Here is a 13,256-nt window from a genome sequence, read left to right as displayed (position 1 = left end):
CTATGAGCCACGACCAGTCTTTACAACATCAGTTCCTCATCATTGAGGGGAATATCGGAGCGGGCAAAACCACGCTTTCTAACATGCTGGCAGCAGACTTTAGCTACAAACTCCTGTTGGAAGAGTTTGCCGATAACCCCTTTCTGCCCCATTTTTACCAAAACCCGGATCGCTATGCTTTCCCGGTGGAGCTGTTCTTTATGACCGAGCGCCACAAACAATTGCAACAGGAACTTGGCCAGCGCGACTTGTTCCAGGAAGGTATCGTTGCGGACTACATCTTCTTCAAAACCCTGCTTTTCGCGCGCAACAACCTCAACACCGAAGAGTACCGGCTTTTTCAGCGCCTATTCAACATCCTCAACGCTTCTTTTCCCAAGCCAGACTTGCTTGTTTACCTCCACCGGCCGGTAGAACAGCTCATGGACAATATCCACAAGCGTGGGCGCGACTTCGAACAGGAAATCGAACCCCAGTACCTGCAGCAAATCCAGCAGTCTTACTTTGAATTCTTCCGGTCTCATGAACAGTTGCCCATCCTCATCATCGATATTGAAGGCTTTGATTTCCTGAACAACCGGGGCGACTACGAAAAAATCCTCGATCTCATCAACCGCCCCTACCGGCCGGGGCTGCACCGGGCTAGCTTTTTTTAGGGCTTACCTGCTTCGCAAAAGCCACAAAGAAGTCCAGCGATTCCGGATTGCGCATCGCATCGGGGTTGGCAGCTTTTTCTATTGGGTACCCCAACAGGATCTTTTTCACTGGTGCCTCCAGCTTTTTACCACTGATAGTGTAGGGAATATCTGATATGGCGATGATTTCGTCGGGCACATGACGGGGCGAATAAGTCTGGCGCAGCGTCGTGTTCAACTCCTTTTTCACCTCCTCCGTCAGCGGCGCTCCTTCATTCATGAGCACAAACAGCGGCATGTAGTGCCGTCCGCCTTCCAATTCGAGGTTGACAATCAGGCTATCCTTTACCGCGCGGACTTTATTGACGGCCCGATAGATTTCGGCTGTACCGATGCGGACGCCGTGCCGGTTGAGGGTGGCATCCGAACGCCCCAGGATCACGAGGGAGTCCCGGGCGGTGATTTTCACCCAATCACCGTGCCGCCAGATGCCGGGGAACAGCTCGAAATAGCTTTCCCGGTAACGGGCTTTGTTGGCATCCTTCCAAAAATATATGGGCATGCTGGGCATAGGCTTCGTGATGACCATTTCCCCCACTTCCTCCTGCAAGGGCTGGCCGTTATCGTCGTAAGCATAGAGCGCGCACCCCAGTGCCCGGCACTGAATTTCGCCTATATATACCGGGCGTTCCGGGCAACCGCCCACGAAAGCCGTACAGACATCCGTACCGCCACTCATTGAGCATAGCCAGAGGTCTTCCTTGATGTGCGCATACACATAGTCGAACGCTTCCGGTGGCAGAGGTGCTCCGGTGGAGCCTATAGACCGCAGCGCACTCAGGTCAAACTGAGCGGAAGGTTTGATCCCTTTCTTCATGCTCGCTACCAGGAAGGGCGCACTCGTCCCAAAGTGGTTGATTCTGGCTTTTTCGGCAAAAGCCCACATCGTATTCATATCGGGGCTGGCAGGGCTGCCATCGTACAACACAGGCGTAGCGCCCACCAAAAGCGCCCCCTGCACAAAGTTCCACATCATCCAGCCAGTGGTGGAGAACCAGAAGAAGCGCTCGCCCGGGTGCACATCGTTGTGAAAAGCCAGGTACTTCAGGTGTTCCAGCAGCACGCCTCCATGCCCATGGGTGATGGCTTTGGGAATCCCCGTGGTGCCAGAGGAATACAGTACCCAGATCGGATGCTCAAAGGGTACTGCTTCAAATTGCAGCCCTTCGTGGGGCGTATTCAGGGCGTCATCCCAGCGCAAGCCCCCGGGGATTGAGCCCGCCTGTACTGCTTCGTTGAGGAACGGAACGAGGACCACCCGTTTCAGAGTAGGCAAAGCCGCTACAATTTCGCGGACCACCGCGGTTTTATCGTAAGGCTTACCGTTGTAAGTATAGCCGTCCACGGCAATCAGCACCTTCGGCTCGATCTGCTGGAAACGGTCCACTACACTACTGGCCCCAAAATCCGGCGAACAGCTGGACCATACCGCGCCGAGGGAGCAAGCCGCCAAAAAAGCAATAGTTGACTCCTCCGTATTGGCGAGAAACCCGACCACCCGGTCGCCTTTTTCAACGCCCTGCGCCTTCAGGAAAGCCGCGAAAGCCGCCACCTGTTCTTCCAGTTCTGCCCAGCTCAGGCTATGCAAGGGGCGCGATTCAGACTGTGCCATAAGGGCCGGATGCTCTTTTGTCCTGTTCCGGAAAATATGCTCCGCATAATTTAGGGTACTACCCTCAAACCATTTCGTGTCCGGCATAGGGTCATCAGATAGGACGGCCGAATAAGGCTGATGTGCTATAATTTCAAAGTAATCCCAGAGCGAAGCCCAAAAGGCAGCAGGCTCCGCTACCGACCAGGACCAGAGGCTATGGTAATCCTCAAAATCCAGTTGGTGGTTCTTATGGAGCCATTGCCGGTAATGGGCCAGGCGGGATTGTTGCTGGAATGCCTCGGTAGGTGCCCACAGCTGCCGGGGTTGATCAATCATAAATTTGGTTTTATGTCGCTGCGGTGGATTTCCGCCTCCTGTAAGCCGGGTGCGAAAAATCATCTCACCGTAACGCGCTCTTGGTTGTGTAATGGCCGGGAAATTAACTATTTTCCCGCAGGAAAACAGAACGAGCAGCTCGCAATTCAAGTAGCTGACCAATAAAAAAGCTAAAACCAATGAAAAAAATCCTTGTCGCCAACCGGGGCGAAATCGCCTTACGCGTTATGCGGACCGCAAAGAAAATGGGCATTCGCACCGTTGCTGTCTACTCTGAAGCAGACCGGCACGCGCCTCATGTGAAATTTGCAGATGAAGCTGTGTGCATCGGGCCTCCGCCCTCTGCGCAATCTTATCTCCTGATTGATAAAATCCTGGAAGTGGCGAAGTCGCTCAACGTAGATGGCATCCACCCCGGCTACGGCTTTCTGAGTGAGAATGCCAAATTCTCTCAGGCTGCTGAAGACGCCGGCATCAAGTTCATCGGCCCCGGCCCGCACGCTATTGAGGTCATGGGCAGCAAGCTCGCTGCCAAAGAGGCCGTGAAAGCTTACGATATCCCGATGGTCCCTGGGCTGGACCACGCCATTACCGATATTGGCGAGGCCAAAAAAGTGGCTGCCGAAATTGGGTTTCCGGTGCTGATCAAAGCTTCTGCCGGTGGGGGTGGCAAGGGCATGCGCATCGTCGAAAATGAAAAAGAGTTTGAAGATCAGATGAAGCGGGCGATCAGTGAGGCGACTTCTGCCTTCGGTGATGGTTCCGTCTTCGTAGAAAAATACGTGAGTTCACCCCGCCACATTGAGATTCAGGTGCTGGCTGATGAACACGACAACTACATCCACTTTTTTGAGCGGGAATGCAGTATTCAGCGCCGCCACCAAAAGGTAGTGGAAGAAGCCCCTTCCTCTATCCTTACGCCTGAGCTGCGGGAAAAGATGGGCAATGATGCACTCAATGTGGCGCGCTCCTGCAACTACACAGGTGCCGGCACCGTGGAGTTCCTCATGGACGCTGATATGAACTACTACTTCCTGGAAATGAACACCCGCCTGCAGGTAGAGCACCCTGTAACGGAACTGATCACCGGAGTGGACTTGGTAGAGCAGCAAATCATGATTGCGCGGGGCGAGCCTTTACAGATCAAACAGGAAGACCTCAGCATCAACGGGCATGCCTTGGAGCTGCGGGTTTATGCAGAAGACCCTGCTGAAAACTTCCTGCCGAGCGTTGGCACCCTGACCCGCTACCGCCGCCCTGCTGGTGAGGACATCCGCCTCGATGATGGCTACGAGGAAGGCATGGAAATCCCTATCTATTATGACCCGATGATTGCCAAACTTGTGACCTACGGCGTCAACCGCGATGCAGCCATTCAGCGCATGATCGAGGCTATTGAGATGTACGAAATTGAAGGCGTGGAGACCACCCTGCCCTTTGGTAAGTTTGTGTGTGAGCACGAAGCTTTCACCAGCGGCAAGTTTGATACGCACTTTGTCAAGCATTACTTCACGCCCGAGGCACTGGAAAAAGGCAGTGCAAAGGCAGCAGAAGTAGCTGCGCAGCTTTCTGCCTATCTGTCCAACCGTAATAAGATTTTGCTGAATGTGCCTAAGATGGATCATTCTGACTGGCGGGGAAGGTAACACTGGCCCGCACCCGGCTTCTCCTTTAAAGTGAAAGCCACAGGAACCCGCCCGGACAACGATCAGAGTCCCGGCGGGTTCTCTGTTAGAGCATATTGAGTCTGTATGTAGTGGGCACAGGAGCTATTTCCGACCCACACCCGGGATTCATCAGGGGTTCAAAGTATGGAAAGCAATTACCTTTACCGGTTGCCCCCACATGTGCAGGGACATTTCCTCTTCCACCGGTTTTAGGGTAACCTCTACGGATTCTCCATCATGCTTGAGCTGTTCGGGCATAACCACCGGTCGGTATTCCTCCCCGTTTTTTGCTACAATGCCCCAAAAACCTCCTTCTAAATTAAGGTGTTTGACCACCCCTTTAATCTTGATGTTTTTCATTCGGTAATGTTACTATTTTATCGCCCACCAACCGTTGCAACGTTTCGTTGAGGTTGGTAATGAGCTGGGATTGATGCTGAACGGTTTGCTTGAGCTCCTTCATTTCATCGTGCAGATAGCGTTCGATGTTCTGTGGAGAAGGCAGGAAGGGGCTGATCTTAGCCCGTACATACCAAACCTCCCGGATGTCCCCAAGGTTCAGTTGATAGGGTTCATAAAAGTTATTGTCTGAATGCAACTCCAGGAAATGCTTCTCCCTGAGGTGGTTAAAAACCCGCTTGACTACCACATCCCCACGGGTTACGATTACGTACACATAGTTGTCTTTGATCCCGCTTTCCCAAAGCGTGGGTTCCAGATAACTGCAAATGACCTTGTCGCCCTCAAACAGCGTCGGCTCCATACTGTCGCCGGACACATCAAAGGAACGGTGGGTACCTACTTTGTATTTGTAATCGGGCAGCGTGAAGTGCGGCAATTCCTGAATAAAAACCGGGTCAGTCATATCGGCAGCATAGCCGGCTTGGGCAGGCACAGGCACATGCACGATCCGCTCCTCTTCATTGGCGCTCGTCACGATGGTCAGTACCCGGAAGCTATTGTCTCCCTCTTCGCTCATGAACATGGGGCCCTCCCCGGTGTAGATATAGACCGGGTTGATTTTGTATAGCTCCACGGCTTTTCGTAGCAGTTCTATCGTTACATCGCGTCTCCCCTTCAGGATTTCACTAAGGCTTTGGGGCAAATAATCGAGTGACAACGCAAACTGCCGACTTGAACGCACTTGATTTTCTGCCTTTAGTTTATCGTGGCACTTGACGAAGCGCTGGGTAACAATATTATTCATAAGCTGATGATTTGCAACAAAAATAAAATTTCTATTCATAAAATGAGTAGACACCCTCATAAGTTTACCAAATAAGTTATACCAGCAGCCCAAACCCCCACCAGCAAAAGGCTGACGCTACTGTACCGTAATCGTTCCGGGTTCGCTATCCAGCCCGATCAGTTCTTCTCCCAGGTTGACCACCTCAATAGCGGTAGGCTCACCGATAATTTGTACCGGGCTCGACTGACCGCTCGCCTTCGCTTCAAAACAAATGCTATAAAGCGGGTTGCCGGCACTGACGGTCACGCCCTTAAGGGCATTATCAATCCAAGCCACGGGCATGAGGCCTTCCTGCACCTTGGTGGTACCAAAATTCTGTATCGTCAGATAAGGCAGCCCGAAGTCTTTCAGCCCTTTGAAGGCAAGGACATCCGGGTCCCAGGCAACGGTATACTGCATAGACAGCAGGCTGTTGAAGCCCCTGCCCCGTACTGTCGTACAAACCGTCTCACCGGCCTTTGCCGTTTGATCGTCAATACTTAAGAACAGTACTTCGTTGCTTTTGGGGGGCGTGTAGAGGGAAGGCTGTGGCCTGGCTTCCTTCTGGGCGGCCGTTGTAATTTCTGATTGGGCTGCCTGCGCAGTTGCGGCACCTGCCTCCGTGTTGGTGTTGGAGGTATCGCTTTGGCAGCTCCACAGCAACGCCATAAGGATGATAATAAATGTAAGTCGGATTGTCATTGGTCTGTTTTTTTCTGCAAAGGTAATCGGGTTCGGTTTGGTAGCGAAAAAATCCCCCCCCAATCCTCCCGAAAAACGCTGCCGCCCGCAAACTAGAATAGATAAGCCGTGCGTTAGGAAGACATGTTTCTATGATTTCACAAAATTTGGTACATTGCACAAAATATTTGCAGCATGAAGCCCCTTTTTCCAATTGCAATTTTATCTATCGTTTTACTTTCCAGCTGTGTGACCAAGAAGGAGTACCAGGAAATGGAAGAACTCAAGGCCTTCTACGAGCAGGAAGCTCAGTCTACAGACTCCCTTCAAAACGAGTACAACAAGCTGGCCGAGGAAAGCCGGCAGCTCGAAATTGAAGTCCGCAATACCCGTCTGGAGCTGGAAGAGTACGTCGTCACCAACAAAAGCCTGAACCGCAGCTATCAGGATGTACTCCAACGCCTTGACCGCATCCTCGACGAGCGCAATGAGCTCGACGAGACGGCCTCCTATGAAAAAGTAGCCATGCAGCGCCAACTTGCTCTGCAACAGCAGGATCAGGACCGCGACCGGGAGCGCCTTGAAGGCCTGGAGTACGAACTCTACCAAAAGGGCAACCGCCTGAATACCATAGAGTACGACTACAGCAGCATGAAAGGGACGCTTCAGGAGCGCAACATCCGCATTCAGGAACTGGAGCAGATGCTGAACCTCAAAGAAGACAATATGCGCGGGGTACGGGCAGGGCTAGACGACCTGGTGCAGCAGTTTTCTTCCCGCGGGCTTAGCGTGGAAGACCGGGGCGGCAAACTTTATGTTTCCCTGAGTGCAGAGTTGTTGTTCCCGAGCGGAAGTACCCGCATTGACCCTTCCGGTAAGAGTGCTTTGCAGCAACTGGCAGCTGCACTGAAGAACAATCCTGATATTGATATTCTGGTGGAAGGCCATACCGATTCAGACGGCAGCGCCCTAAACAACTGGAACCTGAGCGTAAACCGGGCCGTATCCGTTACCCAAATCCTAACACAATTCGGTGTTGACCCGCAGCGCCTTACCGCTGCTGGCCGAGGTGAAAATCTGCCGGTTGCCACCAATAAAACAGCAGCAGGCAAAGCCCAAAACCGCCGTACAGAAATCGTTATTTCGCCTAAGCTCGACGAAGTGTACGAGCTGCTCAGTAACTGATTTCTATGTTCTCATACCGGCCGCTCTACCTGATTCTTGCCTGTTTGCTCTGTGGCAGCGCAGCTGTGGCTCAGCCCCGTTGCGCCTTGTCTGCCCCGGCAAGCCCTGTTCGGGAGGTGGTGCCTTCCCTGGTCATGCGCGGAGCCGTCATCATCCCGGTAGCCGTGCATGTGGTCTGGCAGAATCCGGAAGAAAATATCTCTGATGCACAGATTGAGTCCCAGCTTGAAGTACTCAACCGGGACTACCGCCGGCTGAATGCCGAAGCCCCGAATGTGCACCCGCTCTTCGATGACCTGGTGAGCGATTTGGAAATCGAATTCTGCCTGGTCGCCATCACCCGGACTCTCACAACCGTTGCAGGCATTACCAATACCTTTTCGGGAGGAGCACGCCGCTTATGCCATACCGACCTCGGCGGCCGCGATGGCTTTGACCCGGAACGATACCTGAATATCTGGGTGGCCGGGCGTAGCGACGGTGCGCTTGGGTCTGCCACCTTCCCCCAAGAAGGGCTCGCCAAACCCGAAGAAGACGGGCTTTATATCCGCCCCGATGCCTTCGGTACCATGGGCACGGTTGCTCCGCCCTTCCACCTGGGGCGCACCTGTACGCACGAACTCGGGCACTACTTCAACCTGCAGCACCTCTGGGGCCCCAATGAGGACAACTTCAATTGCGACAAAGATGATGGCATAGCCGATACCCCGCTTCAGGCCACTACCTATCAGGGCACCTGCCCGGCAGTCCCCTTCCCTTCCTGTGGCTCCCCGGATATGTTTATGAACTACATGAATTTCACCCACGATGCCTGCATGGCGCTCTTCACCCCCGGGCAGAAAGCCCGCGTACTAAATACCCTGCAAACCTACCGGCAGGGGCTGCTCGAAACGTCCTGTGCCCCGGTTTCCACTACCGCCCCTCCCCTGCCGGACCGCCCTGAAGTACGCTTGCTCAGCAACCCCGTTTCTAACCTTGCCAGCATACAAGTTCCCGGAAATGAGACCGCACTCCTGACAATTTTTGACTTTAGCGGCCGTTTAGTACAGCAAGAAAAAGCAACAGGCCCTGTCATTGAGCTTAACCTCAGGGGCATTTATGCAGGAATTTATTATATAAAAATCCGGTATGGCGACAAAATACACCTCAAAAAGCTTATTATTGCCCGGTGAGAACGATGGCGGTGGCGGTAAGCGACGGCCGGGTCTTTACGCTTTAATTTGCAAAAGCAGTGCACTGGCAGGCCTTCAAGCTGTAACCAACCTGAATTGTTGTATTATGGCAATGAACTAGCGCAATCCGCCAAAATGATGCCGTGTTGCCATTATCCACTGCTTAAACCAAACCTTCGTTTCCTGATGAGTATCAATCCTCTCGTTCCCCCCAGGAATCTGGGCTTCCTTCTTTTTTTCGGTACGGTCCTGACCTTGCTCCAAAGCTGCGGCTCCGCTGCCAATGCTTCCCTGAGTAAGCTAGAACCCCTCATTGAAATGAGCAAGGGCCCCTGCTATGGGCGCTGTCCGGTGTTCACCCTTACCATATACGAAAATGGCATTGCCAGCTACAAGGGAGAGCGGTACACAGAGCGGCTTGGCACCTTTGTCAGAAAGCTGGAAAAGTCAGAGATGGAACGCATCCTGGGCGAATTCGATCGCGCCAACTTCTCGCAATTCCGCGACAGCTACCGGGGGCGTATCCCGGATATGCAGAGCGTGACCATTTCTTACCATCAGAGTGGTAAAAAGAAAACCGTCACGGGAAAAGAAATCCGCCCCAATGCAGTCAAATGGCTGGAGTCTCAGCTCGACCAAATTGCCCACGCTGAGGGCTGGATACTCAAGGAAGCACCGGAAGAACAAGTACCAGACTTCCTCATCCCCAATGAGCTGCTCGTTGAGCTGAGTGAAGAAAGCGACCCGGAGGAATGGGCTAAAAAGTATACCCATACGGATATGACTTTCCTGCGGCCGCTCAACGATTCCGGGTATTGGATTTTCTCCTACGATGATGAGACCATCACACCGGACCAAATGCTGGAACAGGTGCGGAATGACGAGGAAGTCATCAGCGCAGAATTCAACAAGAAAATCTACGAGAACCTCGAAGACGAGGAAGAAAAAGAAGATAAAGAAACGGCTAAAGAGCAGGCTGCTCCTGCTGAAAGTGGCACGCAGAGCAAAGGCAAGCCGAAATCAGGCAAACAGCAATAGATTACTGCTTCAGGCACCTCAGCAGCACCCCTAATTTGTAAAGGTCAAAGGCCCGCAGATTAGGGGTGCTGCTGTTTAGGAGGTGCTGCTTCAGTGCAGGCTCTAAGCGGTGAAGGCCCCAGGTTAGCGGACGGGTCAACTTACAGCAGGACAAGCGCTCATAAGCGCGGAGCAGGCGGGTTTCCCGCAGGCTGCCTTCCCGGTAGAGAAAAGCCAGGTTTTCAATAGCCTGTACCGACTTGCGGAGGAAAACATCCCCCGGCTCCAGCCCGGCATGAATCAGCGGATTGTCCAGATGCAGAATAGGAAATCCCTTTTCCCGCAATTCCAAACCGAATAAGGTATCCTCATGCCCGTACTGCAGCAAGCGCTCATCAAACTGAATGGGCTCAAACAATGCCTTGGGGATGAGGAAGTTGTTGGTCATAAAGCTATGGTAAGGCTGCTTTTGCCGTTCTGAAGCCGTTTGCACTTCCCGCTGCCGGCCATAGTGCCAGTGGAGGCGCAACTGTGGGTCATCTGGAAGCGCCGGTTGATAGGCACGGCCGCCGTAAAGCAACCGCCCCGGCGTACACTGCGCCCGGTAGCGCTCCAGGTAATCCTTGTGCGCCACTGCCGAATCTCCATCCATAAACAACAGGTATTCATACTTTGCGGCAGCCGCCAGACGGTTACGAATGCGGGAACGCCCCAGGTTTTCGGGCATCCGGCAGTAGGTCACCTGCTGCAGCGCACCGAGGGGAGCATTCAGCCGCTGGAATTCAGGAGCAGAGGCATCGTCCCAGCACAGGATTTCCACCGGCCAGAAAGCAGCTGCAGCTTGTTGCCGCAGGGCCGTCACTAAAGGCCTGACATCATAGTTGTAAACAGGGATGAGTATTGAAAGTCCGGATTCAGCCATAGATTGATACGGTCATTAGACTTGATGCGTCAGGGGATTATTAGAGGGTTAAAATGGCGCTTTCCTTCCCGCCGTGGGCTGCCCGCCCCGGCAGCCATTCCCTACGCCAGCGTGAAGCCTGAAAGCTCAAAATTAGGCATTTTTTTCGGCAGCCCGTTTTACCCGGATCGGCGGAATAATTTGTAATTTTAATTTTCAGCAGTCATTCCGTCTACAATCCAGTTTGCGCCATGAGAAAACCACTACTTGCCACTATGCTGCTTTTCGGCCTGCTCAGCGGATTGCCGGCTCAGGACTTCATCCTGCAGGGCTGTTACTGGAGTTGCCCGGAGGATGCCCCTGGCAGTTTGCCAGACAGTGCCACTCTTGAATTCTGGGTAGACCACCTCACCGTGCAGTCTCCGGAATTCACCCACGCTGGTTTTACCGCTATCTGGCTGCCCAACCTGACGGCACAGGCTCCCCAACAAGTAAAAAAGCTGATTCAAAATCTCAACAGGCAGGGGCTGACGGTCATTGCCGAAGTAGACCTGAGGCAAGACTCGCTGGGCACCCTCTCCGAACAAGGCACCGCGCTTAACGATGCACTGGGTGTCGCTTCCTTTAGCATCACCGACCGGGCCCACTTCCCGGCTGAGGCTTTCGCTGCGGACTTTAAAGCCCTGCTCGAACGGGGCATTGAGCCGAAGTTTATCATCCGCGGAAGCCCGGACTTTGACCGCTCTGGCCAACAAGTCCGGTGGATGCGGAATACCCTGAAAGCTCTGGGTGAGAAAGCCCTTCCCAAACCTCGTATTTATGACTATCAGCTGCGGGAAGCACTCCGCAAAGCCTGCTCGGATACGACCTATGATGTGCGCAGGGTTTACCGTTCCAGCATTCGGGACACCTCTGCCCTGTCGGGGTACAATATCGTGACTCTGGCTAACCACCCCGCCTACAAGAACCAAAACGCACAACCGGCTGACTACGACAACCCTATTGAAGAGCCTTTGCTCGCCTATGCCTATTTGCTGACCAACAATCAAATTGGCCTGCCCTCTGTTTTCTACGGCGATTACTTCGGTGGCGACTCTGAGCTGGTAGAATACGCAGAGAAGAAACCGCTCCGCGCGCATATTGACCAACTAATGGCTATCCACCGGCAATTTATTTTCAACTCTACTCTGGTGGAGTATCTGAATGCCACTGACAGTGGCAAGCGGTCAGCCTACTACAGTGGCGACTCCACCCGGGCCTTGGTTTTCCAGCTGGAAGGCAACAGCACCCCGGCAGGCCTGCAAAGCCGTACACAGGGTGCCAGGGATGTGCTGGTTGCCATCAACTTCGGCAGCGACACCCTTTCTTTGCGGCAGGAAGTCAATACCTCTAATATCAAAGCTGGTGATTACTTCACCGATGTCACCGCCCAATCCCTCTCCCAAAAGGCGATGTTATTGCCATTCGACTCTCTGGATGCGGAGCCTTCCGCCGTGGCCGTGCGGGTACCGCCCCGATCCTACGCCGTGTGGGTACAGGGCAGGGCCCAAAAAATTACACCCAGCCGCGTTCAGCTTACCGCCAACCCTTATCCGGATTATATTGAGCTGAACTGGGAAGTCGCCTACGAACGCAAAGTACTGGGCTACCAGGTTGAGCGCTCCGTCAACGATGGCCCATTTGAGCAAATCGGGCAATTGCCGCCCCTGGCCAATGAGAATGAAAGTGCCTCCTTCCTCTTTCTGGATAAGGATATTTTTCAGGGGGAAGACCTGCGCTACCGCATCAAGCTGATCGACAAAGAAGGCAGATTTGAGTTCAGCCCTGTGGCCCAGACCACCCCCGTACAGCGCGACCTGAAATTTGAACTCATCGAAGCGCCGGAGCAGCATTCCTGCACCTTCAAAATGAAGAGCAACTATTCGGGGCAGGGGCAACTGGTGATTTACGATGCCAATGGTGACCCGGTCTTTGAGCAGCCCCAAACCATAACAAAGGGAGATAATATCACCAGAGTGGACCTGTCCAGATTGGATAAAGGTATCTATTACCTCCGCTTTCATGCAGAAGAGCGTGCCCTGTGGAGCACCAAGGTGGTCCGGCTATAGGTCCAGTAAGCCTTCTGGCAGCTCCATTTCCACCTGTTCAGCCTCCGGATTGATCGCTTGCAGGAAGGTCTCATTTAGTGGGATCAGCACCTCCCGGCCCTGGTACGCTACCAAAGCTATGATTTGCTCCGGGTATTCCTCCACGGCGAGGATTGTCCCTAATACCCCGCTATCGGCGGTCACGACGGTAAACCCTTCGAGCAAGCGGAAGTCGTCAATCGTGAGCTGATCATCCACGGCTTCGGCAGGCAAGAGCAGGTCCAGCCCGGTTAGTTCCCTGGCCGCCTCCTTGGAGTCCATATCTTCCAGTTTGATCACCAGGGGCTGCTCGAGAAGGATGCCCGCTGTGAAGTAAGGGACCGGGCTGCCGGCCACGGGCGCAAACAAGACCTCCGCTTCCAGGACTGCGTCAAGGTACGGGTCTTCAACCAGCAGGCGGATGCCGCCATTCAGCCCGTGGGTTTTACCAAACCGGCCGACTTTAGTGTAGGATGTTTTTTGCATTGCAGGATACCTAAACGCCTTGCCCCGTTTTAGAGCATGTTTGGAGCGGTTTCGTCATGAAAATCAAGGATTTATGGTTCTGGCAAAGTCACTAAATTTGAGTTTAGCGGGCTAAATGAAAATTTAGTGAGGAAGTCAGAGCTTGCCCCGCATTTCTGCGGGGTTCAT

Annotated in this window: 12 protein-coding genes; 6 read left to right on the top strand and 6 right to left on the bottom strand. The window is 53.4% G+C overall.

The annotated features are described in order from the left end of the window. Positions 1-2: 2 nt before the first annotated feature. Positions 3-656, top strand: coding sequence for a deoxynucleoside kinase (locus RIC19_RS06125; RefSeq protein WP_350177414.1), 654 nt, complete (start codon positions 3-5; stop codon positions 654-656). On the opposite strand, the gene RIC19_RS06120 is transcribed toward RIC19_RS06125, so the two are convergent. Next, the gene (locus RIC19_RS06120) at positions 643-2,625 is read right to left on the bottom strand and encodes an acetoacetate--CoA ligase (protein ID WP_350177413.1); all 1,983 of its coding nucleotides are present in this window, start codon (positions 2,623-2,625) and stop codon (positions 643-645) included. The two genes, RIC19_RS06125 and RIC19_RS06120, sit on opposite strands and share 14 nt — an antisense overlap. A gap of 179 nt (positions 2,626-2,804) precedes the next feature. Between RIC19_RS06120 and accC the strand changes: the two genes are divergently transcribed. Then, positions 2,805-4,271, top strand: a complete 1,467-nt coding sequence (gene accC / locus RIC19_RS06115; RefSeq protein ID WP_350177412.1) for an acetyl-CoA carboxylase biotin carboxylase subunit — start codon at positions 2,805-2,807, stop codon at positions 4,269-4,271. Between the two features lie 150 nt (positions 4,272-4,421). Here accC and RIC19_RS06110 read toward each other — a convergent pair whose 3' ends face one another. The 3 genes from RIC19_RS06110 to RIC19_RS06100 all read right to left on the bottom strand — a co-directional run bounded on the left by RIC19_RS06110 (position 4,422) and on the right by RIC19_RS06100 (position 6,222). Continuing rightward, positions 4,422-4,652, bottom strand: a complete 231-nt coding sequence (locus tag RIC19_RS06110) for a hypothetical protein (RefSeq protein WP_350177411.1) — start codon at positions 4,650-4,652, stop codon at positions 4,422-4,424. After that, positions 4,633-5,499: a LexA family transcriptional regulator gene (locus RIC19_RS06105; protein ID WP_350177410.1), complete on the bottom strand. Its 867-nt coding sequence runs from the start codon at positions 5,497-5,499 to the stop codon at positions 4,633-4,635. The genes RIC19_RS06110 and RIC19_RS06105 overlap by 20 nt, the downstream gene beginning before the upstream one ends. Positions 5,500-5,616: 117 nt before the next feature. Further along, positions 5,617-6,222 carry a cohesin domain-containing protein gene (locus tag RIC19_RS06100; RefSeq protein WP_350177409.1) on the bottom strand — a complete coding sequence of 202 codons (606 nt, stop codon included), beginning with the start codon at positions 6,220-6,222 and terminating at the stop codon, positions 5,617-5,619. Between the two features lie 174 nt (positions 6,223-6,396). Here RIC19_RS06100 and RIC19_RS06095 point away from each other — a divergent pair, with 174 nt between their 5' ends. From RIC19_RS06095 to RIC19_RS06085, 3 genes are all read left to right on the top strand, one after another. Beyond that, on the top strand, positions 6,397-7,386 hold the full coding sequence (locus RIC19_RS06095; RefSeq protein WP_350177408.1) for an OmpA family protein: 990 nt from the start codon (positions 6,397-6,399) through the stop codon (positions 7,384-7,386). Between the two features lie 5 nt (positions 7,387-7,391). After that, on the top strand, positions 7,392-8,558 hold the full coding sequence (locus RIC19_RS06090; RefSeq protein ID WP_350177407.1) for a M43 family zinc metalloprotease: 1,167 nt from the start codon (positions 7,392-7,394) through the stop codon (positions 8,556-8,558). 186 nt (positions 8,559-8,744) lie between these two features. Continuing rightward, entirely contained in the window at positions 8,745-9,596 is an 852-nt protein-coding gene (locus RIC19_RS06085) for a DUF6438 domain-containing protein (RefSeq protein WP_350177406.1), read from the top strand. 1 nt (position 9,597) lies between these two features. Here RIC19_RS06085 and RIC19_RS06080 read toward each other — a convergent pair whose 3' ends face one another. Next, positions 9,598-10,497 (bottom strand): glycosyltransferase family 2 protein, encoded by a 900-nt coding sequence (locus RIC19_RS06080; RefSeq protein WP_350177405.1) that lies wholly within the window; start codon positions 10,495-10,497, stop codon positions 9,598-9,600. Positions 10,498-10,727: 230 nt separating this feature from the next. Between RIC19_RS06080 and RIC19_RS06075 the strand changes: the two genes are divergently transcribed. Beyond that, complete coding sequence (locus RIC19_RS06075; RefSeq protein WP_350177404.1) at positions 10,728-12,584, top strand: T9SS type A sorting domain-containing protein; 1,857 nt, start codon at positions 10,728-10,730, stop codon at positions 12,582-12,584. Here RIC19_RS06075 and rimM read toward each other — a convergent pair. Further along, positions 12,579-13,088: a ribosome maturation factor RimM gene (gene rimM, locus RIC19_RS06070; RefSeq protein WP_350177403.1), complete on the bottom strand. Its 510-nt coding sequence runs from the start codon at positions 13,086-13,088 to the stop codon at positions 12,579-12,581. The two genes, RIC19_RS06075 and rimM, sit on opposite strands and share 6 nt — an antisense overlap. Positions 13,089-13,256: the final 168 nt, after the last annotated feature.

This window comes from Phaeodactylibacter sp. (assembly GCF_040219495.1).
GTDB lineage: Bacteria > Bacteroidota > Bacteroidia > Chitinophagales > Saprospiraceae > Phaeodactylibacter.
Note: the sequence above shows the minus strand (reverse complement) of the source record. Positions and strands in the feature narration are given on the sequence as shown.

Bases quoted from the DNA above. Each gene is read 5' to 3' on its own strand.
- RIC19_RS06125 (WP_350177414.1), top strand. From the start codon at position 3: ATGAGCCACGACCAGTCTTTACAACATCAGTTCCTCATCATTGAGGGG.
- RIC19_RS06105 (WP_350177410.1), bottom strand. From the start codon at position 5,499: ATGAATAATATTGTTACCCAGCGCTTCGTCAAGTGCCACGATAAACTA.
- RIC19_RS06095 (WP_350177408.1), top strand. From the start codon at position 6,397: ATGAAGCCCCTTTTTCCAATTGCAATTTTATCTATCGTTTTACTTTCC.
- RIC19_RS06075 (WP_350177404.1), top strand. From the start codon at position 10,728: ATGAGAAAACCACTACTTGCCACTATGCTGCTTTTCGGCCTGCTCAGC.
- RIC19_RS06090 (WP_350177407.1), top strand. From the start codon at position 7,392: ATGTTCTCATACCGGCCGCTCTACCTGATTCTTGCCTGTTTGCTCTGT.
- RIC19_RS06100 (WP_350177409.1), bottom strand. From the start codon at position 6,222: ATGACAATCCGACTTACATTTATTATCATCCTTATGGCGTTGCTGTGG.
- RIC19_RS06085 (WP_350177406.1), top strand. From the start codon at position 8,745: ATGAGTATCAATCCTCTCGTTCCCCCCAGGAATCTGGGCTTCCTTCTT.
- RIC19_RS06080 (WP_350177405.1), bottom strand. From the start codon at position 10,497: ATGGCTGAATCCGGACTTTCAATACTCATCCCTGTTTACAACTATGAT.
- accC (WP_350177412.1), top strand. From the start codon at position 2,805: ATGAAAAAAATCCTTGTCGCCAACCGGGGCGAAATCGCCTTACGCGTT.
- RIC19_RS06120 (WP_350177413.1), bottom strand. From the start codon at position 2,625: ATGATTGATCAACCCCGGCAGCTGTGGGCACCTACCGAGGCATTCCAG.
- rimM (WP_350177403.1), bottom strand. From the start codon at position 13,088: ATGCAAAAAACATCCTACACTAAAGTCGGCCGGTTTGGTAAAACCCAC.
- RIC19_RS06110 (WP_350177411.1), bottom strand. From the start codon at position 4,652: ATGAAAAACATCAAGATTAAAGGGGTGGTCAAACACCTTAATTTAGAA.